We start from the raw sequence: 23,119 nt of genomic DNA, 5'->3' as shown, positions 1-23,119 counted from the left end.
GACGTCGGCGACGCGGGTCGTTACGCCAGCGTCGCGGCGTCGATGACGAAGCGGTAGCGGACGTCCGAGGCGAGGACGCGCTCGTAGGCCTCGTTCACCTGGTCGGCGCTGATGAGCTCGGTCTCCGGCAGGATGCCGTGCTCGGCGCAGAAGTCGAGCATCTCCTGGGTCTCCTGGATGCCGCCGATCGCGGAACCCGCCCAGCTGCGGCGACCCGGGATCAGGGCGAAGGCCGGGACCTCGAGGGGCTCGGACGGCGCACCGACGTTGACCATGGTGCCGTCGACCTTGAGGAGGTTGAGGTAGGCGCCCATGTCGACCTTGGCCGACACCGTGTTGATGATGAGGTCGAACGAGTTCGCGAGCTTCTCGAACGTCTCGGCGTCCTTCGTCGCGTAGTGGGCCGTCGCGCCGAAGCGGAGCGAGTCCTCCTGCTTCGAGGTGGTCTGCGACAGGACGGTGACCTCGGCGCCGAGCGCCGCGGCGATCTTCACGCCCATGTGACCGAGGCCGCCGAGGCCGACGATCGCGACCTGCATGCCGGGGCCGGCCTTCCAGTGGTGCAGCGGCGAGTACAGCGTGATGCCGGCGCAGAGCAGCGGGGCGACCTTCTCGATGTCGAGCGACTCGGGCACGCGGAGGACGAAGTCCTGGTCCACGACGACGGCCTGCGAGTAGCCACCCTGGGTGACGGTGCCGTCGGCGGGGTCGACGCTGGCGTAGGTGCCGATGTTGCCCTTCAGGCAGTACTGCTCCTGGCCGGCGAGGCACTGCTCGCACTCGCCACAGGAGTTGACCATGCAGCCGACGCCGACCAGGTCGCCGACGGCGTACTTCGTGACGTCGGAGCCGACCTCGGTGACGTGGCCGACGATCTCGTGGCCGACGACCTGCGGGTACTGGATGGGGCCCCACTCGCCGCGGACGGTGTGGATGTCGGAGTGGCAGATGCCGGCGTAGGCGATGTCGATCATGACGTCGCCCGGCAGGAGGTCGCGGCGCTCGATGGTGGTCTTGACGAGCGGTTCGGTCGCGGACGGTGCCGCGTACGCGTTGACGGTGCGCAAGGGTCTCCTCGTGGGGTGGGGGATGTCGGGCCGGGTGCGGCCCGCCCACGATCCTGCTCCCGTTGCGCGACAGGTGACAGGTACGGATGGGGCACCCCTCGGGTTGCCCGGGGGCGCGTGGCATGCTGCCGGTGGTGCCGCGCGTGCTGCCGGTGGCGCGCGTCGTGCTGCCGGTCGGGGGCGCCGTGTGCCGCCGGTCAGGCGTCCTGCGCGCGGGCGAACCGGGCACCCGCGATCCGGGCGAAGCGCAGCGGGTCCCGGAGGGCGTCGTCGGGCTCGCCCGTGGTCTGCGTCGCGATGACCGTGAGCGAGGCCGCCAGCGCGAACCCGTCGACCGACGCCTCCACCACCCCCGCGACCAGTGCCGTGGGGATCCCGCGCGCCTCGGCGAGCGCCCGGACCACGGTCGGCGCCTTGCCGGCGGCGCTCTGCAGGTCGAAGCAGCCCTCGCCGGTGACCACCAGGTCGGCCCCGGCGACGGCGTCCGGCAGCCCGATCGCGTCGGCGACGGTCGTGGCGCCGCTCGCCAGGACGGCACCCCAGGCGAGGAGTCCGAAGCCCGTCCCGCCCGCGGCTCCGGCGCCCGGTGTGGTCGGGTCGACGTCGGGGAAGCACGCGGCCCAGCGGGTGAGCCGATCCTCGTGCACGGGGACACGGTCGGGCGTCACGCCCTTCTGCGGTCCGAACACGGCGGCGGCACCCGCCGGACCGAGGAGCGGCGAGGTGACGTCGGTCAGCACCACGGCCTCCAGCGGTGGCAGGGCCCGGAGCGTGCTCGCGTCGACGGGAGGCACGTGGTCGAGCACCGCAGCGCCGGTCACGCCCGCCGGCACCGCCGTCCCGAGCGCGAGGCCCAGCGCCTGCAGTGCGCCGACGCCGCCGTCGGTCGAGGCGCTGCCGCCGATCCCGAGGAGCAGCCCGGTCGCGCCGGCGTCGAGGGCCGCGGCGATCGCCTGCCCGAACCCGGTTGTGTGCGCCGTGTCCGGGCGGAGGTCGTCGAGGAGCGTCAGGCCACTCGTCGCCGCGAGCTCGACCAGGGCGCGGCCGTCCGGCAGCCGCAGCCAGGCGGTCTCGACGGGCCGGTCGTCGGGTCCCGTCACGGTCACCGGGACCCGTTCGCTGCCCGGTACCGCGGCGGCCACGGCGTCGAGGGTGCCCTCGCCGCCGTCCGCCATCGGCAGCAGGACGAGGTCGTCGTCCGGCCGTTCACCGAGCCAGCCGCTCGCGACCGCCTCGGCGACCTCGGCCGCCGACGCGGTCCCCTTGAACGAGTCCGGTGCGATGACGACGCGCATCCGCACACGCTACTGGCGAGCCGGGGTCAGAGGGCGAAGCGCGGGTGCGGCTCGCCGCCCGTGGCGAGGTCCGCCAGCATCTCCCCGACGAGCGGCGCGAACTTGAACCCGTGCCCCGACGACCCGGTCGCGACGGTCACCGGCCCACGCCGGTCGAGCACGAAGTCCTCGTCGGGGGAGTTGTCGTACAGGCAGCTGATCAGCGTCGGTTGCGACGCGTCCACGCCCGGCACGAACCGCTCGACGTACGCCTGCAGCCGCGCAACCTCGGCCGCGTCGGGCGTCCGGTCGCGGTCGTCCGGGTCGACGACCGGCCCGGTGCCGTGGAACCCGACCTTGACGCCCTCGCCCGGCGTCAGCAGCCCGTAGACACCGCCGCCGTCGGCCGGGTGGTGCACGAACGACGGCCACGCCTCGTCCGGCAGGTGGCTGGGGAAGTGGGCGGGTTGCTCCTGGGTGACGCGGATGGCCGGGAGGCTCGCCCCACGCCCGGCGAGCAGCCCACCCACCAGCGTGGGGGCCCAGGCACCGACGGCCGCGACGACACCGCCGGTGCGGACCGTCGTGCCGTCCGCGAGCGTCAGCATCACGGTGTCGCCGTCGTCCTGCACCGCCGTCACCCGCGCACCGAAGCGCAGGTCGGCGCCGGCCGATGCTGCCAGGTCGAGCAGCGCCTCCAGGGCGTCCGCGGCACGGATCCGGCCGGCGGTCGCGTGCGCCAGGACGTGCCCCTCGAAGGCGATGCCGGGCCAGCGGGCGGCGGCCTCGGCCGGGGTCAGGCGCTCCGTGGCGATCCCCGCGGTGTCGAGTGCGGCGGCGATCGCGTCGACCACCTCGGGGCGACCGTGGTCCACGGCGCCGGTGTGGTCGAGCAGGGTCCTACCGGACGCGACCTCGAGCGCAGCCCACGCGTCCCAGGCCCGCAGCGTCAGGTCGACGTAGTCGGCGTCCGGGTAGCCCATCCGGAAGATCCGGCTGCCCCCGTGGGAGGAGCCGTGCACGTGCCCGCGGTCGTGCTGTTCGAGCAGCAGGACGCGCTCGCCGCGGGCGGCCAACGACCGGGCGGTGGCGGCGCCGACGATCCCGGCGCCGATGACGACGTGGTCGAACGCGTGCAGGGACGGTCCGTCGGACGCGGGGACAGCAGCCATGACGACACCGTATGGGTTAGGGTTCGACGCAGAGGGAAAAAACCCGCGCTGCTCCGGCAGGCGGAACCGCGTACGCGTCTCACGGGAGTCGCCACTTCTTCATCGAAGGAGTGCGCCCGTGCACGGACGAACCTCATCAGTACGAACCTCACTGGCGACCACGACGGGCTCGCCATCCGCTGGACTCCGTGACGCCTGGCTGCCACTCGCCGGGCTGTCCGCGGTGTTCCTGTTCGAGATGCTCGACAACTCGGTCCTCACCGTCGCCCTCCCCACCATCGCCCGCGACCTGACCGCCACGACGTCCGCGCTGCAGTGGGTGTCCGGTGCCTACTCGGTGGCCTTCGGCGGTCTGATGCTGCTCTTCGGTGCGGTCGCCGACCGGGTCGGACGTCGTCGCACGATGCTCGTCGGCCTGGTCCTCCTGGCGGTGGCGAGCCTGGCGACCGTGTTCGTCACTTCGGTGGAGCAGCTCATCGTCGTCCGGGCGCTCATGGGCATCGCCGCCGCGATGACGACCCCCGGGTCCATGGCGCTGGCGTTCCGGCTCTTCGCCAGCCAGGACCTGCGCGTCCGGGCACTGACGGTGATCTCCACCGCCGGTCTCGTCGGCCTCGCCGTCGGACCCACCATCGGCGGGTTCGTCCTGGCTGTCGCACCGTGGCAGGTACTGCTCGTCGCGAACGTGCCGATCGCCCTCGTCGCCTTCGTCGGCATCCGTGCCGGCATCGCCGTCGATCGTCCGGACGACCTGCACCGCGAACCCGTCGACGTCGTCGGGGCGGTCCTCGGCACCGCGAGCATCGTCGGCGTCCTCGTCACCCCGACGCTCGTCGTCGGCGGCGCTGCCGCCTGGACCGGGTGGGCAGCCGGGACGGCGACCGTCCTGGTGGCCGTCGGCTTCGTCGTGCGGGAGCGCACCGCACACCACCCCCTGCTCGACCTGCGCTTGCTCGCCCGGCCCCTGGTCGCGAGCGGTCTCGCGTACAAGGCCGCCGCGGGGCTCGCCATGGCCGCCCTGTCGTACCTCGTCACCCTGCAGCTGCAGTTCGCCTGGGGCTGGCCCCCGGCGCTCGCCGCCGTCGGGACGCTGCCGCAGGTGGTCGTCCTGCTGGTCAGCGGCCGCTTCGTCGGGCCGTTCGTCCAGCGCGTCGGACTCGACCGGGCCGCGCGACTCAGCGCCGCCGCGGTCGTCGTCGGGCTCGCGGTGTTCGCCCTGACCGCACGGCTCGGCTACCCCGGTGTCCTGGTCGCCCTCGTGCTCGTCGCGGCGGGCATGCGCGTCGTCGGTGCCGTGGCCGGCAACAACGTCCTGCACGGGCTGCCCGCCGACCGCACGTCGATCGGCGCAGCCCTCGTCGACACCGCGAGCGAGGTCGCCACCGCCGTCGGCATCGCCGCCACGGGCACGATCCTCGCCGCGCTCGTGCCGGGCAGTCTCGGCACGACGCCCTGGACACCGGACCGGACGGCCACGTTCGACGGTGCCGTCGCGATCGCGGGTGTCGTCGTCACCGTCCTCGCCGCCGTCCTGGTCCTCGTCGGGGTGCTCCGCGCCCGCACCGCCCCCGCAACCCCCACCACTCCCACCACCAAGGAGGACTCCGATGTCTGACGTCATCACCCGCCCGCCGTTCGACCCCGAGCTCGCGCCGTTCCTCGACGCGCTCGCCGCCCGCGGACCGTTCCGCATCACGCCGGAGATGCTGCCCCGGATGCGCCAGCTCGACGTCCCCCTCGAGACGCTCGACGACCGACTGCACGAGCGCGGCCTCGAACGCCGGAGCATCACCGTGCCCGGGTACCTCGGCGACCCGATCGAGCTGGCGGTCATCCAGCGGATCGGCCGCACCGGCCCGACGACCGGGGTCTACACGATCCACGGCGGCGGCATGATGTTCGGCCACCACCTCGGCAACCTGGACTCCTACGACCACTGGCTGCTCGACCACGACGTCGTCCTCGTCAGCGTCGACTACCGCCTCGCCCCGGAGCACCCGGACCCCTACCCGGTGGAGGACTGCGCCGCCGGCCTGGTCTGGGTCGCGGAGCACGCCGACGAACTCGGCATCGACCCGGACCGCATCGTCATCGCCGGGCAGAGCGCCGGCGCCGGTCTCGCGGCCGGGACCGCGCTCCTGATGCGCGACCGGGGCGGTCCGGCCCTCCTCGGTCAGATCCTGGTCTCACCGATGCTCGACGACCGCGACCGCACCGTGTCGACGCAGCAGATCGACGGTGTCGGTGTCGCCGACCGCCAGATGACCCGGGCCGGGTGGGACGCCTACCTCGGTGCACGCCGGGCCACCGAGGACGTGTCCCGGTACGCCGCCCCGGCGCGCGCGAGGTCGCTGGCCGACCTGCCGTCGACCTACATCGACTGCGGCAGCGCCGAGGTCTTCCGTGACGAGACGGTCGCCTACGCCAGCGCGCTCTGGGCAGCGGGCGTCGATGCCGAGCTGCACGTGTGGCCCGGGGCCTTCCACGGCTTCACGAGCATGGTGCCCGACGCCACGGTGTCGCGGCGGGCGAACGGGGCGTTGGCGGACTGGACCCGGCGACTGCTCGGCGACCCGCACCCGGTCCGAGCCGAGCGCTGATGGACACCGTCACGCCGTGGTCGGAGATGACCGGGTCCGCCGACGCAGAGCGCGTCGGCGGACCTCGGCCTCACTCGTCCGGTCGATCAGCCGTGCGTGTGACCGTGTGCCCGGGTGATCGCGGCGACGGTCTGGTCGCGCAGGTACGCGACACCGGCAGCGTTCGGGTGCAGCGAGCCGAAGAGCAGGCCGTAGCCCGTGTCACCTAGCTTCGTGCTGTTCGCCGGGTCCGGGTGGTCCGTCAGGGTGAGCCCGGCGATCCAGGCCGAGCCCGCCGAGGCGCACGCGGTGTGGGCGGACGACCCGTCGAACGTCGAGACGTAGGTGAACCCACGAGCCTGCGCCGCTGACTGGATCGCTCCGTCGAGCTCCGCCTCGGTCTTGTGGAAGTACGCGGTGTCGGTGCCGGTGAACGGGAACGAGTTCTGCGGGAACGGCGGCTCGAGCCCGGAGTCACCGATGATGCTCGAGAAGCAGCCCTTCGGGGACTGGGCCGCGTCCGGCGCGATCATCGGGTACCCGACGACGAACACCTTCGCCCGCGGCGCGCGCTGCGCGATCGTCCGGAAGGTCTGTGCGAGCCGCGGCGCGACCGTGTTCTTGATGCGTGCGGCGAGCCGGTCACGCTCGACACCGTGGACCACCGGGGCGTAGTGGTCCTTGCAGTGGTCGTAGCTCACGCCGTTGATGTCGGAGAACAGGGGACCGTCCTGGCCGAGCGCGATGCAGTTCGTGACGACGTCGGTGAAGCCCAGGTCGTTGCCGCCGATCGAGATCGTGACGACGTCGGTGCTCGCGGACAGCGCAGCGACCTGCGGGGCGGCGGTGACGTTCCCCGCACCGGTCGGCTGCGGCACCCGGGTGACGTTGGCGGTCGTCGCGCCCGCGCAGCTCCGGTCGTCGAGTCGGAGTCCCAGGGAGGACGCGACCTGGTGCGGGTAGTCGGTCGTGGACTGCGCGCAGCCGGCCGCGGGACCCGAACCGTAGGGCGCCACGCCGAACCCGGAGGCGTACGAGTCCCCGAGCGCCACGTAGTGCAGGCCACGGGACGACGAGGAGGCGGCCACAGCGGACCCGACCGACGTGCCGGTGTCGGCGTGTGCTGCCGGAAGCGGCCCGGCGGCCCCGACGGCGAGCGACGCAGCCGTGAGGACTCCACCGGTGATCAACAACGCTGTGGACCAGCGCGGGCGAGGAGCATGACGCATGGACGGGTTCCTTCCCAGAACTCGATTCGCCAGACGATCGTCTGGCCAGTCGAGGCTAGGGCCGGCAGCGCCTGGCGGCCATGAGAGGGCTGCAAGCTCGGGGAACCGGGTCCTCGTGCAGTCCGGACGCCACCGGTCACGGCACGTCGCGAACCGACTCTGCACCTGTGCCCGTCAGCGCCAGAGGACGAGCGAGTGCGCGATCACGGATCGGGCACGAGCGATCTGCCCGCGGACCGTCGACTGCGGCAAGTCCAGGGCTTCGGCGATCTCGGCGTAGGAGCGGTGCTCGAGGTGGCGCAACTCCCAGCACCGGCGCTGTACCGGCGCCATGCCGTCGAGGATCCGCTGTGCCGCTGCGACCAGTGAGGTCCGTTCGGCGACGGCACCCGGTGCGTCTTCGGTGGCGGCGGGAACGGAGTCGTCGAGCTGCGTCCGGTACCGCACCGCGGCGCTCCGCAGCCGATCGAAGCTCCGGCGTCGGACCGTGGTCACCAGCCACGCGGTGACGGCGTCCCCGTCCTGGGTCACGTCGAGGTGTGACCAGGCGGCGATGAAGGTCTCCTGCACGACGTCGTCCGCGTCGCTGGAACCACGGAGGATCCGCACCGCGACGGCCCGGAGCAGCGCCGAGTTGCGCGCCACGATCGCCGCGAACGCCTGGTCCGCCACCCCGGCCCGAGGTGCCGGTGCGACCCGGGCCTCCGGGGTGTGTGGCTGCTGCGTCCCGGCACGGATCCGTTGCCGGGTGGGGAGCACGATCACGTCGGTCGAGGCCGGCCTGGTGTCGTGCAGTGTCGTCGTCGGCATGCGGTCCAACTCCTCAGGATGATGTCGTGAGGATGTTTCGGACTCGATGCGGACGAGGGTGGGTGCGCGGAGATCTCCAGTGCGAGGGGCACCCTCGTGCGGGGTGGCTGGTCCTCGCGACCTCGCCGCTTCCCGCAGGGTTCAGATCGTCACGGGGCGAGACCGGTGACGCAGACGCGTGGAGCCGCCGACCGGAGGTGCTCGAGTCCGGCTCGGAATCCATGCCGGAGCCGAGACAGAAGAGGAATCGGAGCGAGTGACGGGAATCGAACCCGCGCTACCAGCTTGGGAAGCTGGAGTTCTACCATTGAACTACACTCGCGCATCCCGTCGAACGGGACCGCACCAGCCTAGCGGAACTTCCGCTGGATGCCAGCCGGACGCCCGTGGCGGACGCACGCCGCGCCTCCCGTCCGCCCCTGTCTCTCCGCTGTGAGCCGCGCTCTCCGACGGACACCGCCAGGGGGCCGTGTGTACCGTCCGAGGGGATCACCGAGCTCGCACGACCGACCCGAGGAGGAACCGGAATGGTCCGACACCCCCTCATCGACGACGTGGTCGGCCCGGCCATCGTGGTGGACTCCAGCGCCCCCGTGGTGTGGCTCACCGACTCCCTCGACTCCCTGCTGCGGCGCGCCGAGGCGGCCGGCCGCACGGTCGTCCTGCGGACCGGCCAGGAGGCTGCGCTCACCCCCGCCCTGCGGCACGCGCTGGGTGCGCACGGCGCTGCGTGGGCGGTCCGCGGGTCCGACGGTTCGCTGCGCGACGGCCGGACCGGCGTGGCCGCGGCCAGCCTGGAGGACTTCGTCACCCAGGGCCCCGAACTCCTCGGCGACCCCGCGCCCGAGCACCGCGACGCCGTCGGTTCGGTCCGGCAGATCAGCATCGACCTGACCCTGCGCCACCACGACGAGCGGACGGTCGACATCGGTTCCGCCATCGAGGCCCTGTGCGAGACGGTCGGCACCTGCCCGACGCGGTGGGGCACCTCGGAACCGCTGACGTCGGCCTGGGACCGCTGGGTCGTCACGCAGTACGCCGTGCACGAGTCACCGGGCATCAGCACCTCCTACGCCATCGGTGACGGCTTCGCGGCGACGATGACCGCCCACCTGACCGGCGGGGTCGTCGTCGAGACGATGTCCGCGGTCCTGACCGTTCCCGAGGGCGGGTCCGACCCGCAGCTCGCCTCCCGCCTGCTCGACGCGGTGCACCGGGTCGCCAGCGACGTCGAGCCGGTCTTCGGCGTCGTCATGCAGCGCCGCGGGGACGCCGACCACCTGGTCCGCGCGGTCGGCTACGGCGAACCCGAGCCGCTCGCGGTCATCGTCGGACCCGAGGCCACCCGTTTCCTGGACCGCCGCGGCGAGTGGCCGCCGGTCCGCACCACCACCGACACCTTCCCGGGCGAGGTCGGCGAGGGCCTGGTCGTCCGGTTCGAGGACGGCTGGACCGCGCTCGAGTCGTTCCTCGACCGCATCGACGAGGACCGCTTCCTGCAGCTCGTCGGCGGTGCGCCCCTGGACGCCGCGCACGACGACGGTGCTCTCGGACCGCACGCGATGCAGCACGGCGGGCAGGGGTCCCAGGGTGCCGCGTGACGTGACCCTGCTGTGTCGCGGCGAGGTGCAGGTCCGCGACGTGGCAGAGGCACTGCTGCTCCACGACGACGCGTGGGGTGTGCGGGCGCTCGACGACGGTCCGATGATGCAGGTCTGCCGGGACGCCACGCACCCGGTCATCACGGTGCTCGGGGTGCGTCGTGTCGACGAGCTCGACGAGGTCACCCGGCTGCTGCCCGACGCCCCGGTGCTCTCGGTGCCGCTGTGGTGGGTCGACACGGTGACGCCCTTCGACGCCGACGGTGAGCGCGGGGTGACGGCGGCGCTCGAGGCGTCGCTCGATCTCGACGCCGTCTGCATCGTGCACGGGGACTGACCGGACGCTCCGCCGGTCCCGCGGTCAGGGGCAGCGGGCGCGCATCCGCCGTGCCGCCGCGCAGAGGACCGGGACGTCCGTCCGCGCCGTGCCGAGCAGCACCGACGCCGGGGTCTCGGCCGGTCGTCGCGTCAGCCGTTCGGCGAGTGCGGACACCTGCGCCCACGGCACGGCCGGCTCGTGCCGGGTCATCGTCGGCGGCAGCCGTTGCACCGCGGCGGCGATGTCGACCAGGCGCATCCGGACCGCGTCGTGCACGAGCGCCTCGGGCAGCGCCGGGTCCGAGACGTAGGCGCGGATCCGGTCGCAGGATGCGATGACGTCGTCCAGGGACTGCTCGACGGGCGGCGTCACAGTGGGACCGCCCGGTCGAGCAGCTCGTCGGACAGGGCATCGGCGGCCAGGACGTCGACGCGCACGCCGAGCAGTGCTTCCGCGTCGTCCTGCATCCGCATCAGTGCGAACATGCCGGTGGGCGGTGCCAGGTCCACGACGAGTTCGACGTCCGCCGGCCAGTCGTCCGCGCGGCGCGGCCCGTCGGCATCGACGAGCTGGCGGACGTGGACGGCCCCGTGGCGTTCGAACGTCGCGCGGAGTTCGTCACGGTGCCGGGCGACGAGCTCGCGCAGGGGGAGCGGTTCGGCGACGGGCTGCAGGTCGATGGCGGTGCGGAAGCCCGCGGCGAGCAGCAGGCGTTGCAGCGCGGCCAGTGAGGGTTCGCGTCGACCGTTCTCGTAGGTGCTGATGACGCTCTGGGTCACGCCGGCCCGGCGGGCGAGCTGCACCTGGGTCAGGTCTGCGCGCAGGCGGGCATCGCGGATGATCGCGGCTGCGGTGAGCGTCGTCGTCGACGCACGAGCGTGTCCTGGCGGCATGCGGGCCACGATACACAGGATTTGGTATTCCGGACCGGCCCTGTGGAAGACGGTCCCACGACGGACCGGAGGCGCGTCAGCGCGGCAGGGACACGTCCGCCCGGTGGAAGTTCAGTGCCGACCGCGACGCCGTCGGTCCGCGCTGCCCCTGGTAGCGGGACTGGTAGTCCGCCGACCCGTAGGGCTTCTCGGCCGGACTCGACAGCTGGAAGAAGCAGAGCTGGCCGATCTTCATCCCCGGCCAGAGCTTGATCGGCAGGGTCGCCACGTTCGACAGCTCGAGGGTCACGTGGCCGGAGAAGCCCGGGTCGATGAACCCGGCGGTCGAGTGCGTGAGCAGCCCCAGGCGACCGAGTGAACTCTTGCCCTCGAGCCGGGCGGCGATGTCGTCCGGCAGCGAGACGACCTCGAACGTGGATCCGAGCACGAACTCGCCCGGGTGCAGCACGAAGGCCTCGTCCGGGTCGGTCTCCACCAGACGGGTCAGGTCGGGCTGGTCGACCGCGGGGTCGATGTGCGGGTACTTGTGGTTGTCGAACAGCCGGAAGTACTTGTCCAGCCGGACGTCGATGCTCGACGGCTGCACGAGTGCGGGGTCGTACGGGTCGAGGGCGATCCGGCCCTGGTCGAGCTGGGCGGTGATGTCGCGGTCGGAGAGCAGCACGGCAGCAGCCTACTGGCCGACCCGGGGGGGATGTGGCTGGACGGGTGCGCACCACGGGGTGGATCCACATGGTGGGTCCAGAGCGGCGCGTCTACGATGGAGGGTCCGCGGACCGCGGACGGAACCGACCCGAGACAGGTATGGCCGTCACGTCTTCTCAGCCCCAACCGGACAGCGCCACCGGGACCGACAGCGCCCACCGTCCGGAGCGCGCCACCCGGACGGGAGGCCCGGCACCGGAACACGCGCCCGTCACCACGCGCACGTCCACCGTCGCGACCGTCCTGGTGATCGCCCTGCCCCTCGTGGTCGCGTGCGCCGTCCTCGGGATGACGATCACGGGGGCGTTCACCGCGAACCAGCAGCTGGAGTCCGCCGGTGACGTGGTGCAGTTCGGCCTGGTCGCCGCCCGTGGCGTGCACGACGGCCTCGCGGCGCTGACGATCGGCCTGCTCATCGTGGCCGCGTTCGCCCTGCCGGCGCAGAAGGCCGACCACCGCCAGATGTCCTCGGTGCAGCACCGTGCCGCTCGCTGGGCCGCGGTCTCCGGGTCGATCTGGTTCCTGGCCGCCGTCGTCGGCATCGTGCTCACCGGCGCGAACACCCTCGGCGTCCCGTTGACGAGCCCCGTCTTCGCCCGCAACTTCCTGCTCTTCGCGTTCCAGGTCGAGATCGGCCAGTCCCTCGTCGTCTCCGCCGTCGCGGCCCTCATCGCGACGGTGCTCGCCGCACTGGCCACCCGCGCCACCACCCTGGCGTTCGCGACCGTCGCCGCGCTCTTCGCCCTGCTGCCCCTGGCCCTCTCCGGCCACGCCGCCGGCTCGCTCGAGCACGCCAACGCCGTGAACTCGCTCGCCGTGCACCTGGTCGGCGTGTGCGTGTGGGCCGGCGGTCTCGTCGCCGTCGTGCTGCTCCGCACCCGGATGAAGGGCGCCACCGGACGCGTCGTCGCCCGCTACTCCACGCTCGCCGGGTGGGCGTTCGGCGCGGTCGCGTTCTCCGGCATCGTCAACGCCCAGCTCCGGCTCACCGGGCCGCTCGACCTGTTCACGACGCCGTACGGGTGGCTCATCACGACCAAGGCCACGATCCTGGTGCTGCTCGGCGTCGCCGGGGTCGTGCAGCGGCGGAAGCTCGTGCCGGGCCTGCTCCGGGCACCCACCGACCGTCGCCTGTTCGTCCGGTTCGCCCTGGCCGAGATCGTCTTCATGGCCGTCGCGATCGGCGTCTCGGTCGCGGTGTCCCGCAGCCAGCCGCCGATCCCGCAGACGCCGGAGACCGGTGCGGACACCCGCTCAGGGCTCATCGGCTACGCCTACCCGCCCGTCCAGACCATGCAGACGTACCTGTCGCAGTGGCACATCGACTGGATGTGGCTCGCGCTCGCCCTGGTCGGCGCCGGCTGGTACCTGTGGAGCGTCCGGAAGCTCCGGCAGCGCGGTGACTCGTGGCCGGTCGGCCGGACGATCGCGTGGCTGCTCGGCTGCGCGGTGTTCATCTGGACGACCTCGGGCGGCCCGGCGGTCTACGGCATGATCCACTTCTCGTCGCACATGGTCCAGCACATGCTGCTCATGATGTTCGTCCCGCTGCCGCTGGTCCTCGGCGGCCCGGTGCTGCTGGCGCTCCGCACCCTGCCGGTCCGCAACGACGGCTCCCGCGGTGCCCGCGAGTGGCTGATGCTGTTCGTGCACTCGCGGTGGATGCAGTTCCTCGGCAAGCCCGCGGTGGCCGGCGTCATCTTCGCCGGGTCCCTCGTGGTGTTCTACTTCACACCGGCGTTCGAGTACGCCATGCAGTCGCACGAGTGGCACGTCGTGATGGTCGTGCACTTCGTGTTCAGCGGCTACCTGTTCTTCTGGGTCTTCGTCGGCATCGACCCCGGGCCCGCGCGGCCGCAGTACCCGATCCTCATCATCGCCCTGCTCGCGACGCTGGCCTTCCACGCGTTCTTCGGCGTCGCGGTGATGACGTCGCAGTCGGTGTACGCGATCGACTGGTTCCACGCTCTCGGGCAGACGAACGACCGCGCCCTGCTCGACGACCAGCACGTCGGCGGTGGCGTCGCCTGGGGGGCGTCCGAGCTGCCGATGGTCTTCGTCGCGCTGCTCGTCGTGCGGAACTGGGTGCGCTCCGACGAGCGGATCGCCAAGCGCAAGGACCGCCAGGCCGAACGTGACGGCGACGCCGAGCTGCACGCCTACAACGAGCGCCTCTCGGCGATGCAGCGCCGGGACTGAGCGGCGTCGAGATCCGCAACCGCTCGGAGGGAACCATCCGGTGAGCACGCCGACGCCCGCTGCGGTGGGCCGAGCTCACCGAGTTGGACTCGACGTGGCAGGACGAGCACCCGCAGGCCGTGTCCGACGACGCGGTCGGGGCAGCGACCTACGACCCAGCGGCCGACCTCCGTTACGCCGGGTAGGCGGGGCCCGCCACGCGGCGGGGCCAGCCACGTCGGACATTCCCTGGGCGCGGCTCGCCCGCATCGGCGACCGGGTGACCGTCGGAGGCACGGCGGTGTCGGCCGCCGTCCGGGTCGAGACGGCACGCACCGAAGTCCCGCGGTTGCGAGCGGACGTCGAGCGGCTGCGCGCGTACCGCGCCCACCGGGGCGACTGAGGGACGGGAGGGGCGTGGCGGGCCCGCCACGCGCCTCCCGTCCGACCGTCAGCAGTCCCGACGGCCGCTCCTACCCATCCAGCAGACGGCGGTTCTCGTTCCCTGCTGCGCTTCCGCGGGTTCTCGCGCCAGGGCACACCCTCCCGTGCCATCCCGGGACATGGGGCGACCCCCGCCAGAAGGGCGAGGGCCACCGTGATCGAGCCTCAGTTCCGCATCAGCTGGTGAAGATGCCCGGCGCGCCACCCGCTCCGGTCACGCTCGGCAGCCAACGGTGCTCGGCCTTGAAGACCGGGTAACCAGGATTGGCTTGCTTCACGGTCAACACGTAGTTGCCGCTGCTCTTCCAAGGCGTGGGGTACGCCTTCCCCCCGCTCGCCGTGAACCACTGCCGAACTTCGACCCGGAGTGCCCCCCGGCAGTTCAGGGCGTTCGTGTCTGCGCCGCCGTTCGTGGAAGAGTGCCCGACCGCAGAGCCGCCAGGGCACGTCTGCGCACCCACCCCGACGGCTTGCGCCGGGATGGCACCCACCGTCAGGATGGCCCCCGTCGCTACGGCCACGGCCGCGAGTTTGATCATCAACTTCATGTCGATCCCCTTTGATCTTTCGATGAGAACTCATCTGGGGCAGAAGTAGGCCAGTACGAGCCGCTGCGCAGTCCACGATTCGGCCCACCGATCGTGTACCCCCTCAACAAGAGCAAGCCCACCTCGATCGAGGTGGGCTTGCTCTTGGTCAGGAGCTACTGACCTGCCTTTGCCAGGTCTTCGAGGGTCTGGTCGCCCTTGTAGGCCTCGACCGCGTTGTCCTTCGTGACGAGGACCGGGGTGAGCTCGATCGCCGGGACTGTCTTGACGCCGTTGTAGTTGTTCGTCTTGTCCATCTTGGTGTCGGGCTTGTCGCCCTTCGAGAGCGTCGTGACGAGGTCGACGGCCGCCTGCGCCTCCTCGGTGGTGTTCTTGTAGATCGTCGAGTACTGCTCGCCCTGCATGATCAGCGGGATCGATGCGGTCTCCGAGTCCTGACCCGTGACGACGGGGTTGTCCTTGCCGGCAGCCTTCGTCGCGGTGAGGATGGCGCGAGCGAGGGTGTCGTTCGGCGAGAGGACGCCGTCGAGCTTGGTGTCACCCGAGTAGTACTGCGACAGGAGGTCGGTCATCCGCGACTGGGCCTTCTGCGCGAGCCAGCCTTGCGTGTTGACCTTCCCGAACGTGGTCTGGCCGGAAACGACCTTGAGCGTTCCGTCGTCGATCTTCGGCTTGAGGACGCTCATCGCACCGTTGAAGAAGACCTTCGCATTCGCGTCGTCCGGCGAGCCGGCGAAGAGCTCGACGTTGTACGGCCCGCTGCCCTTCTTCTCCTTGAGACCCTGCAGCAGCGCGTTCGCCTGGAGCTGGCCGACCTTGTAGTTGTTGAAGGCGACGTAGTAGTCGACGTTCTTCGTGTTCAGGATGTTGCGGTCCCAGGCGATGACGGTGGTGCCCTTCGCCTTGGCAGCCTTCACCTGCGAGCCGAGCTGCGATCCGTCAGCAGCGCCGATGATGATCACCTTCGCGCCCTTGGTGAGCATGGTCGAGATCTGTCCCTGCTGGTCCGGGACAGGGCCGTCTGCCTTCGCGTACTGGATGTCGGCCTTGAAGCCGGCTTTCTCGATCGACTTCTCGAATGCGGCGCCCGCGAGCACCCAGTTCTGCGAGGTCTTGGCCGGGAGCGCGACACCGATGAGGTCGCCCTTCTTGATCGCCGTGCTGGATGCAGCGCCGGAGGAGTCGCGAGCCGAGCAGCCGCTGAGGGCGAGGCCCGCGATGAGCGCGATGCCGACGCCGGCGATGAGCTTCTTGTGCATGAGATTGCTTTCTCTTCGTTGAGGAGTGGAGCTGTGTGGTGAGGGGATCGTGCGAGCAGCCACCGGAGCGGCCACCCGCCACGCGTTAGTGGACGTTGACCTTCTCGGGCTGGTCCTCGATGGACCGCGGCTGCTGAGCGGCCACCGTGTTCTGCTCGGTGTCCTTGCGTTGGAACTGCTTCAACATCCCGCCGATCAGGGACGGACGACCCTGCGATTTCGAATAGACGTCGAAGGCGACGGCGACGAGCAGGACGAGACCTCGGATGATCTGGACCTTGTTCGACTCGATGCCCATCAGCTGGAGGCCGTTGGCGAGGATCGCCATGACCAGAGCACCGATGATCGAGCCGGAGATCGTGCCGATGCCACCGGCGACCGCGGCGCCACCGACGAACACGGCGGCGATCGCGTCGAGCTCCCAACCGGTGCCGTCGGCCGGACCCGAGGCGTTGGAGTAGCCGACGAAGACCATGCCGGCGATCGCCGCGAGGACGGACATGTTCGCCATGACGAAGAAGTTGACCTTGCGGGCGCTCACACCGGACAGAACGGCGGCGTTCGCGTTGCCACCGACCGCGTAGACCTGGCGGCCGAAGATCGTGTTCTTCGTGATGAAGCCGTACACGATGGTCAGGACACCGAGGATGATCGCGACGATCGGGATCGAGGTGCCCACGGGGCCGGCGCCGAACAGGTACGTCGCGACGAGCGTGACCGCGACGAGGACTCCGGTACGGACGATCGACACCCAGAGCGGCGGGACCTCGGCCTGCATCTTGCGGCGACGGGCACGGCCGCGGACCTCGATGACAATGAGCGCGACGATCGTCACGAGCCCGATCAGCAGCGTGCCATTCGAGTAGTTCGTGTTCGGACCGAAGTCGGGCAGGAAGCCCGCACCGATCGTGTTGTAGTCGTTCGGCGTCGGCACGGAAGTCGACTGACCGATGAGCTGGTTCGCTCCGCGGAAGATGAGCTGGCCGGCGAGCGTCACGATGAACGCAGGCACCCGCACGAAGGCCACCCAGAAGCCCTGCCATGCACCGACGACCGCGCCGACCGCCAGCCCGAGCAGGATCGCTGCCCAGGTCGGCCAGTGCCACACCGACATGGACTGGGCGACGATGATACCGACGAACGCCGCGACCGAACCGACCGACAGGTCGATGTGGCCGGCGATGATCACCATGACCATCCCCAGCGCGAGGATGAGGATGTACGAGTACTGCAGGAACAGGTTGATGATGTTCGTCGGCTCAAGGATCAGACCCTTGGTCGTGAACGAGAAGAAGGCCACGATCGCGATCAACGCGATGATCATGCCGTACTGGCCGATGGAGTTGCCCTTGCCGAAGAGCAGCTTCAGGTTGTTCATGAGACGGGGGCGCCCTTCCGCGCGGACGTCATGCTGCGCATGAGCGTTTCTGGATCGGCCTGGTCGGCCGGGAGGTCAGCAGTGATCTGCCCCTCGAAGATGGTGTAGATGCGGTCGGAGAGACCGAGGAGCTCGGGGAGCTCGGACGAGATGAGGATGATGCCCTTTCCCTCGGCCGCGAGCTGCTGGATGATCCCGTAGATCTCGAACTTCGCGCCGACGTCGATGCCGCGGGTGGGCTCGTCGAGGATCAGCAGGTCGGGGTCGGTGAACATCCACTTCGACAGGACGACCTTCTGCTGGTTGCCGCCGGAGAGCTTGCCGACGTTGTCCTCGACGCTCGGCACCTTGGTGCGGAGGAGCTTCCGGTACTTCTCGGCGACCGAGTACTCCTCGAGGGAGTCGACGACGCCGCCCTTGGCGATCTTCTTGAGGTCCGCCGCGACGGTCGAACGCTTCACGGTGTCGAGCAGGTTCAGGCCGAGGGCCTTGCGGTCCTCCGACACGTAGCCGAGGCCGTTGTTGATCGCCTGCTGGACGTTGGTAACCTTGATCTCGCGGCCGTCCTTGATGATCTGCCCGTCGAGCCAGGTGCCGTAGGAGCGGCCGAACAGGCTCATCGCCAGCTCGGTGCGCCCGGCGCCCATCAGTCCGGCGAAGCCGACGATCTCGCCCTTGCGGACGTGGAAGTCCGAGCCCTTGCAGACCAGACGCGACGAGTCGATCGGGTGCTGCACGGTCCAGTTGCGGACCTCGAAGAAGGTCTCGCCGATCTTCGGGGTGCGGTCCGGGAAGCGGGACTCGAGCGAGCGGCCGACCATGCCGCGGATGATGCGGTCCTCGTTGACGCCGTCCGCCTTGACGTTGAGCGTCTCGATGGCCTTGCCGTCGCGGATGATCGTGATCTCGTCGGCGATCTGCTCGATCTCGTTCAGCTTGTGGCTGATGATGATGCTCGAGATGCCCTTGGCCTTCAGCCCGACGATCAGGTCGAGCAGGTGCTGGGAGTCGTTCTCGTTCAGGGCGGCCGTCGGCTCGTCCAGGATGAGGAGCTTGACGTCCTTGTGCAGGGCCTTGGCGATCTCGACGAGCTGCTGCTTGCCGACGCCGATGTTCTTGATCTGCGTGTCCGGGTCGTCGGACAGGCCGACGCGGGCCAGCAGGTCCTGGGCGCGGAGCTGCGCGGCGGTCCAGTCGATGCGACCGAAGCGGCCGGGCTCGTTGCCGAGGAACAGGTTCTCGGTGATCGAGAGCTCCGGGATCAGCGCCAGCTCCTGGTGGATGATGACGATGCCGGCCTGCTCGGACTGCTTGATGTTCGCGAAGCGGACCTCTTCGCCCTCGTAGACGATCTGGCCGTCGTAGGTGCCGTACGGGTAGACGCCCGACAGCACCTTCATCAGCGTGGACTTGCCAGCGCCGTTCTCGCCGCAGATCGCGTGGATCTCGCCGGCGCGGACGCTCAGCGAGACTTCCGACAGCGCCTTCACACCAGGGAACTCCTTGGTGATGGAACGCATCTCGAGGATCGTCTCGGGAGCGGTGATCGAACGGGTCTCGAGCCCGCTTGCGATCGGGTCGTGACCCTGTGGGGTTGACGCCACGGTGCATCTCCTTCTGCCGCTGCGATGCGGCAGTCCTTCGGTGGTTCAGCTACGGCATCCGAAGGGCACGGGGGTGCGTGCGGACTTCGTTGTCGCGTCCGGTCGATCCTCGTGTGACAGCGGATGTGAACGGTCACATCGAGGAACGGAGGCAATGTTACGCACACGCTCGGCGCGGGTGTCAATTCGGATTGGTCACGTTTCGGTGACGCCGGGGGCAGTTCCGCGCAGGGCGGACGGAATGCCCCTCGTGTTGGGGTCAGCGACGCCGCGGGGCCGACGTCGAGCCGCGGACGACCAGCTGCGGCACGATGTCGATCGGGCGGAGCACGTCCTCGCCGCTCGGCAGCAGGATGTCCACGCTGCGCCGTCCGAGTTCCGCGAAGTCCACCTGCACGGTGGTGAGCGGCGGCCAGAAGTGCTTCGCCTCGGGGATGTCGTCGTAGCCCACCACCGACAGGTCACCGGGGACGTCGAGTCCGTACGACCGTGCCGCGTGCATCACACCGAGCGCCATCGCGTCGTTCGAGCAGAACACCGCCGTGCAGTCCCGCCACCGCAGCAGCTCCCGCCCGGCGAGGTACCCGAAGTCGGCCGTCCAGTCCCCGAGGATCGGCGGCTGCACCGGCATGTCCCGGTCCGACATCTCGCGGAGGAAGCCCTGCATCCGGGCGTCGGCCTCGATCCAGTCCTGCGGCCCCGCGATGTGTCGGACGTACTCGTGGCCCAGGTCGAGCAGGTGCGCGGTCGCCAGGCGGGCGCCCTCCATCTGGTCCACCCAGAGCGCGGTCGGGTCCTCGTTGATGCTCGAGCGCAGCGTGACGTACGGCGTCCGGACGCCGAGCTCCTCGATGATGTCGAACACACGCTGCTGCGGGGCGATCACGATGATGCCCTCGACGTCCTGGTCGAGCAGGTGCCCGAGCCCGTCCCGCACCGCCGCGTCCGTCGGCACCGCGATGTTCGCCGTCGTCACCGAGTACCCGCGCAACACCGCGGCGTCCTCGATCGCCTGCAGGGTCACGGTCGGCCCGTAGTGCGACCGCTGCGCCGTCAGCACGCCGATCGTCCGGGTCTTGCTCGTCACCAGTGCGCGTGCGGCCCGGTTCGGCCGGTACTGCAGTTCCTCCATCGCCGCGAGCACCCGGTCACGGGTCTCTGCCCGGATCGCGTCCGAGTTGTTGAGGACTCGGGAGACGGTCTGGTGCGAGACGCCCGCGATCCGTGCGACGTCGCGGATGCTGGGGGACCGCGGCTGCTCTGCCCGCGTGGTCGCCATTGCTGCTCTCTCCCGCCCGGGGCCGCGGCACGCCCATGTGCACGTTCACATCCCGAGCCAGATCATTATGCACGCCTCTGCGGTCCGCGCCACCCGGCGCGGTGGTGCGGGGCGGCGGACGGGAGGCCCGTGGCGGGGTCGCCACGGGCCTCCCGTCCGTCGTGCGGGCGCGTCCGCGCCGCGGTTACAGCCAGTTGCGCTTCCGGAAGAGCACCCAGAGCACGCCGGCCAGCGCGAGCATCGCCAGGATCGCCACCGGGTACCCGTACCGCCAGTGCAGCTCGGGCATGTGGTCGAAGTTCATCCCGTAGACGCCCGCGATCAGGCCGGGCGCGAAGAGGATCGCCGCCCAGGACGAGATCTTCTTCACCTCTTCGCCCTGCTGGTGCGCCGCCCGGGCCAGCTGTCGGCTCTCCTCGCCCTGCGCCAGGCTCGCGCTCGTCATCCGCCGCATCGCTTCGTTCTGCTCCTGCGACACCAGGGTCGCGTGCAGCGTCAGGGCGTTCTCGAGCAGGGCGCGGAACGAGTCGACCCGCTCGGTGACCCGCAGCGCGTGGTCGAGGACGTTCCGCAGCCGGTGCTGCACGTCGTCGTCCACGCCGTACTTCTCGGCGCCGCGGAGGAGCCCGCGGACCATCGACGGCACCGGCTTCGTCGCCCGCTGGAAGGCCAGGACCTCGCTGAGCAGCTGGTAGATCCGCTTCGACACCCCGGGGTCCACCTGCCCGGCGAACAGCTGGTCCTCGATCTCGTCGATCTCGTCCTGCAGCACCTCGACGACGGGCGCGTAGCCGTCCACCACCTCGTCGAGCACCGCCGCGGTGACCGCCTCGGACCCCTTCGCCAGGAACTCCGGGTCGGCCTCGCAGCGGGCCCGGAGCGAGGCGAGGTCGGGACGCTCGGCGTGCCGGACGCTCACCACGAAGCGGGCGCCGACGAACAGGTGCACCTCGCCGAACTCGACCGTGCCGGACTCCTGCCGGTACCAGGCCGGGCGGAGCACCACGAAGAGGGTGTCGCCGTACCGCTCGAGCTTGGCGCGCTGGTGGCCCTTCTGGGCGTCCTCGACGGCGTTCTCGTGCAGCCCGAACTCGTCCGCGACGGCCGCGAGCTCGTGCGGGTCGGGACGGAGCAGCCCGATCCACGACAGGTCGCCACTGGTGCCGAGCGCCAGGCTCTGCTGCGACGCCACCCGTCGGCCGTCGACGTACACCGCGTTGTCGATGAGTGCCAAGCTCTGCTCCCTCGGTCGGGAGGGCGAGCGGGCGCGACGCCTGCCGGGACGACCCGGCGGCAGGGAGATCAGGACACGGGTTCGGCGCGGACCACGAGGGACGGCCGGCCCGTGTGGTGATGGTCACCCGACATCGCGCCTCACCTGCCCTTCGTCAGTCCGTGGCCCGTGCGCTGCGCAGGACCGTCGGCCACCGTACTCCCGTCCGGACAGGGCGTCGAGCGGACCCGGTGACGCCGAGGTGGACCCGGAGTGAACAGCTCTGCCCTCCCCCCTTGTGGTCCACTGGTGTTCCTGATCTGATGTTCTGGATGGCAGCCGCCGTCGACCCAGGACGAAGGAGATCTGATGACCACCACCACGACCACGACCACCGCCACCACCGCCACCCGTCGTCGCTCGACCGCCGCGGTCCTCGCCACCGCGCTCGTCGTCGGCGGGCTCGCCGCGGCCACCGTCGCCGGCCCGGCCGCCGCCGCCACCGCCCAGGACCGGGGCGCCGCCGTGGCCGACGTCGGCACCACCGCGACCGGTGACCTCTTCGCCAGCTGCCAGTACGGCAACGTGCGCGGGACGTGGGAGCGCTCGGGGACCACGTTCACGGCGCACATCACCCAGTACGGGCTCCAGCCGAGCGACTCCGCCGTCGGCTCGTACACCGGGGCGATCGCCGTCACGCTCAACGGCGGGACGCCGACGCAGCGGACGGATCTGCTGACGGACCGCAACACGCACGCGATCGACCTCCGTGCGACGACGCAGGTCCCGACCAGTCAGGCGGTCGAGGCGAAGTTCACGATCCGGGCGTCGGGCTTTCCCTCATACCCGTCGTGCACGGTGACCAAGTGGTACTGACACGCCCGGAGCGACGTCCCGGCGGTTCCGTCAGGATCTGACGCAGACGACCCGCCGGACCGGAGGCTCGTGCCTCCCGTCCGGCGGGTCGGTGGGCGGGACCGGCGGGCGGTCAGCGCCGGGTCAGCGCCGGTTCAGCGCGCAGCGCCCAGGGCGTCGAGCGGCAGTGCTGCGAGCTGCCACCCGAGCCACGGGCTGAACGCGAAGGGCGCTGCGGTCACGGCCTGGCGCAGGTCCTGCTCCGACAGCCACACCCACTCCGAGACCTCGTCGTCGGCGGGCTCGGGGTCGGCGTCGGCCACGGCACGGAACACCGGGCAGACCTCGTTCTCGACGATGCCCGAGGCGTCCACCGCGCGGTAGCGGAAGTCCGGCAGCACCAGGTCGACACTGTGCAGCGTCATCCCGAGCTCACGTTCGGCACGCCGGGCGATGGCGTCCTCGAAGGACTCGTCCGGGCCGGGGTGCCCGCAGAAGGAGTTGGTCCACACGCCCGGCCACGTCTTCTTCACGAGGGCGCGACGGGTCACGAGGAGGTCACCGGCCGCGTTCTGCACGTGGCAGCTGAACGCGAGGTGGAGGGGCGTCTGGTCTGTGTGCACCGTGAACTTGTCCGCCGTACCGATCGGGGTACGGTCATCGGCCAACAGGACAACGGTTTCCGGGAAAAGGCTCATCTGCCTCGATAGAT

The 23,119-nt window shown here is 70.8% G+C and carries 21 protein-coding genes and 1 tRNA gene; 6 read left to right on the top strand and 16 right to left on the bottom strand.

The annotated features are described in order from the left end of the window. Positions 1-20 precede the first annotated feature (20 nt). The 3 genes from JOD51_RS14745 to JOD51_RS14735 form a co-directional block, all read right to left on the bottom strand. Positions 21-1,067, bottom strand: a complete 1,047-nt coding sequence (locus JOD51_RS14745) for an NAD(P)-dependent alcohol dehydrogenase (protein ID WP_204609783.1) — start codon at positions 1,065-1,067, stop codon at positions 21-23. Positions 1,068-1,264: 197 nt separating this feature from the next. After that, on the bottom strand, positions 1,265-2,362 hold the full coding sequence (locus tag JOD51_RS14740; RefSeq protein WP_204609781.1) for a glycerate kinase: 1,098 nt from the start codon (positions 2,360-2,362) through the stop codon (positions 1,265-1,267). Between the two features lie 26 nt (positions 2,363-2,388). Beyond that, positions 2,389-3,513 (bottom strand): FAD-dependent oxidoreductase, encoded by a 1,125-nt coding sequence (locus tag JOD51_RS14735; RefSeq protein WP_204609779.1) that lies wholly within the window; start codon positions 3,511-3,513, stop codon positions 2,389-2,391. Positions 3,514-3,631: 118 nt separating this feature from the next. Between JOD51_RS14735 and JOD51_RS14730 the strand changes: the two genes are divergently transcribed. Next, positions 3,632-5,128, top strand: a complete 1,497-nt coding sequence (locus JOD51_RS14730) for an MFS transporter (RefSeq protein ID WP_307839494.1) — start codon at positions 3,632-3,634, stop codon at positions 5,126-5,128. Further along, positions 5,121-6,113 carry an alpha/beta hydrolase gene (locus JOD51_RS14725; RefSeq protein ID WP_204609776.1) on the top strand — a complete coding sequence of 331 codons (993 nt, stop codon included), beginning with the start codon at positions 5,121-5,123 and terminating at the stop codon, positions 6,111-6,113. Before JOD51_RS14730 ends, JOD51_RS14725 begins: the two co-directional genes overlap by 8 nt. 86 nt (positions 6,114-6,199) lie before the next feature. On the opposite strand, the gene JOD51_RS14720 is transcribed toward JOD51_RS14725, so the two are convergent. The 3 genes from JOD51_RS14720 to JOD51_RS14710 all read right to left on the bottom strand — a co-directional run bounded on the left by JOD51_RS14720 (position 6,200) and on the right by JOD51_RS14710 (position 8,453). Beyond that, a complete protein-coding gene (locus tag JOD51_RS14720; protein ID WP_204609774.1) occupies positions 6,200-7,321 on the bottom strand; it encodes an SGNH/GDSL hydrolase family protein in 1,122 nt (373 codons plus the stop codon). 174 nt (positions 7,322-7,495) lie between these two features. Continuing rightward, on the bottom strand, positions 7,496-8,131 hold the full coding sequence (locus tag JOD51_RS14715) for an RNA polymerase sigma factor (RefSeq protein WP_204609772.1): 636 nt from the start codon (positions 8,129-8,131) through the stop codon (positions 7,496-7,498). A gap of 251 nt (positions 8,132-8,382) precedes the next feature. Next, positions 8,383-8,453 (bottom strand) — tRNA-Gly (locus JOD51_RS14710). 205 nt (positions 8,454-8,658) lie between these two features. On the opposite strand from JOD51_RS14710, the gene JOD51_RS14705 reads away from it, so the two are divergent. Together JOD51_RS14705 and JOD51_RS14700 are read left to right on the top strand one after the other, a co-directional pair. Next, entirely contained in the window at positions 8,659-9,732 is a 1,074-nt protein-coding gene (locus JOD51_RS14705; RefSeq protein ID WP_204609770.1) for a DUF6177 family protein, read from the top strand. Between the two features lies 1 nt (position 9,733). Beyond that, positions 9,734-10,069: a hypothetical protein gene (locus tag JOD51_RS14700; RefSeq protein ID WP_204609769.1), complete on the top strand. Its 336-nt coding sequence runs from the start codon at positions 9,734-9,736 to the stop codon at positions 10,067-10,069. A 24-nt stretch (positions 10,070-10,093) separates the two neighbouring features. Here the strand turns inward: JOD51_RS14700 and JOD51_RS14695 are convergent, their stop codons facing one another. The 3 genes from JOD51_RS14695 to dcd all read right to left on the bottom strand — a co-directional run bounded on the left by JOD51_RS14695 (position 10,094) and on the right by dcd (position 11,608). Next, positions 10,094-10,423, bottom strand: coding sequence for a ribonuclease HepT family protein (locus JOD51_RS14695; protein ID WP_204609768.1), 330 nt, complete (start codon positions 10,421-10,423; stop codon positions 10,094-10,096). Next, on the bottom strand, positions 10,420-10,944 hold the full coding sequence (locus JOD51_RS14690; protein WP_204609767.1) for an XRE family transcriptional regulator: 525 nt from the start codon (positions 10,942-10,944) through the stop codon (positions 10,420-10,422). The genes JOD51_RS14695 and JOD51_RS14690 overlap by 4 nt, the downstream gene beginning before the upstream one ends. A gap of 76 nt (positions 10,945-11,020) precedes the next feature. Then, the gene (dcd, locus tag JOD51_RS14685; RefSeq protein ID WP_204609766.1) at positions 11,021-11,608 is read right to left on the bottom strand and encodes a dCTP deaminase; all 588 of its coding nucleotides are present in this window, start codon (positions 11,606-11,608) and stop codon (positions 11,021-11,023) included. Between the two features lie 140 nt (positions 11,609-11,748). On the opposite strand from dcd, the gene JOD51_RS14680 reads away from it, so the two are divergent. After that, entirely contained in the window at positions 11,749-13,848 is a 2,100-nt protein-coding gene (locus tag JOD51_RS14680) for a bifunctional copper resistance protein CopD/cytochrome c oxidase assembly protein (RefSeq protein WP_204609765.1), read from the top strand. 599 nt (positions 13,849-14,447) lie between these two features. Here JOD51_RS14680 and JOD51_RS14675 read toward each other — a convergent pair. From JOD51_RS14675 to JOD51_RS14650, 6 genes are all read right to left on the bottom strand, one after another. Further along, positions 14,448-14,819 carry a hypothetical protein gene (locus JOD51_RS14675; RefSeq protein ID WP_204609764.1) on the bottom strand — a complete coding sequence of 124 codons (372 nt, stop codon included), beginning with the start codon at positions 14,817-14,819 and terminating at the stop codon, positions 14,448-14,450. Between the two features lie 155 nt (positions 14,820-14,974). Then, a complete protein-coding gene (locus JOD51_RS14670; protein WP_204609762.1) occupies positions 14,975-16,078 on the bottom strand; it encodes a substrate-binding domain-containing protein in 1,104 nt (367 codons plus the stop codon). An 85-nt stretch (positions 16,079-16,163) separates the two neighbouring features. Beyond that, on the bottom strand, positions 16,164-17,456 hold the full coding sequence (mmsB, locus tag JOD51_RS14665) for a multiple monosaccharide ABC transporter permease (protein ID WP_204609760.1): 1,293 nt from the start codon (positions 17,454-17,456) through the stop codon (positions 16,164-16,166). Further along, positions 17,453-18,976 carry a multiple monosaccharide ABC transporter ATP-binding protein gene (gene mmsA / locus JOD51_RS14660; RefSeq protein ID WP_204611273.1) on the bottom strand — a complete coding sequence of 508 codons (1,524 nt, stop codon included), beginning with the start codon at positions 18,974-18,976 and terminating at the stop codon, positions 17,453-17,455. Before mmsA ends, mmsB begins: the two co-directional genes overlap by 4 nt. Before the next feature lie 343 nt (positions 18,977-19,319). Next, positions 19,320-20,339 (bottom strand): LacI family DNA-binding transcriptional regulator, encoded by a 1,020-nt coding sequence (locus JOD51_RS14655; protein WP_204609758.1) that lies wholly within the window; start codon positions 20,337-20,339, stop codon positions 19,320-19,322. Positions 20,340-20,523: 184 nt separating this feature from the next. Continuing rightward, positions 20,524-21,573 carry a magnesium and cobalt transport protein CorA gene (locus JOD51_RS14650; protein WP_204609756.1) on the bottom strand — a complete coding sequence of 350 codons (1,050 nt, stop codon included), beginning with the start codon at positions 21,571-21,573 and terminating at the stop codon, positions 20,524-20,526. A gap of 348 nt (positions 21,574-21,921) precedes the next feature. Here JOD51_RS14650 and JOD51_RS14645 point away from each other — a divergent pair, with 348 nt between their 5' ends. Further along, complete coding sequence (locus JOD51_RS14645) at positions 21,922-22,428, top strand: hypothetical protein (RefSeq protein ID WP_204609754.1); 507 nt, start codon at positions 21,922-21,924, stop codon at positions 22,426-22,428. A gap of 134 nt (positions 22,429-22,562) precedes the next feature. Here JOD51_RS14645 and idi read toward each other — a convergent pair whose 3' ends face one another. Beyond that, on the bottom strand, positions 22,563-23,105 hold the full coding sequence (gene idi / locus JOD51_RS14640) for an isopentenyl-diphosphate Delta-isomerase (RefSeq protein ID WP_204609752.1): 543 nt from the start codon (positions 23,103-23,105) through the stop codon (positions 22,563-22,565). Between the last annotated feature and the right edge of the window lie 14 nt (positions 23,106-23,119).

The sequence above is a fragment of the Curtobacterium herbarum genome (assembly GCF_016907335.1).
Taxonomy (GTDB): Bacteria; Actinomycetota; Actinomycetes; order Actinomycetales; family Microbacteriaceae; genus Curtobacterium; species Curtobacterium herbarum.
Note: the sequence above shows the minus strand (reverse complement) of the source record. Positions and strands in the feature narration are given on the sequence as shown.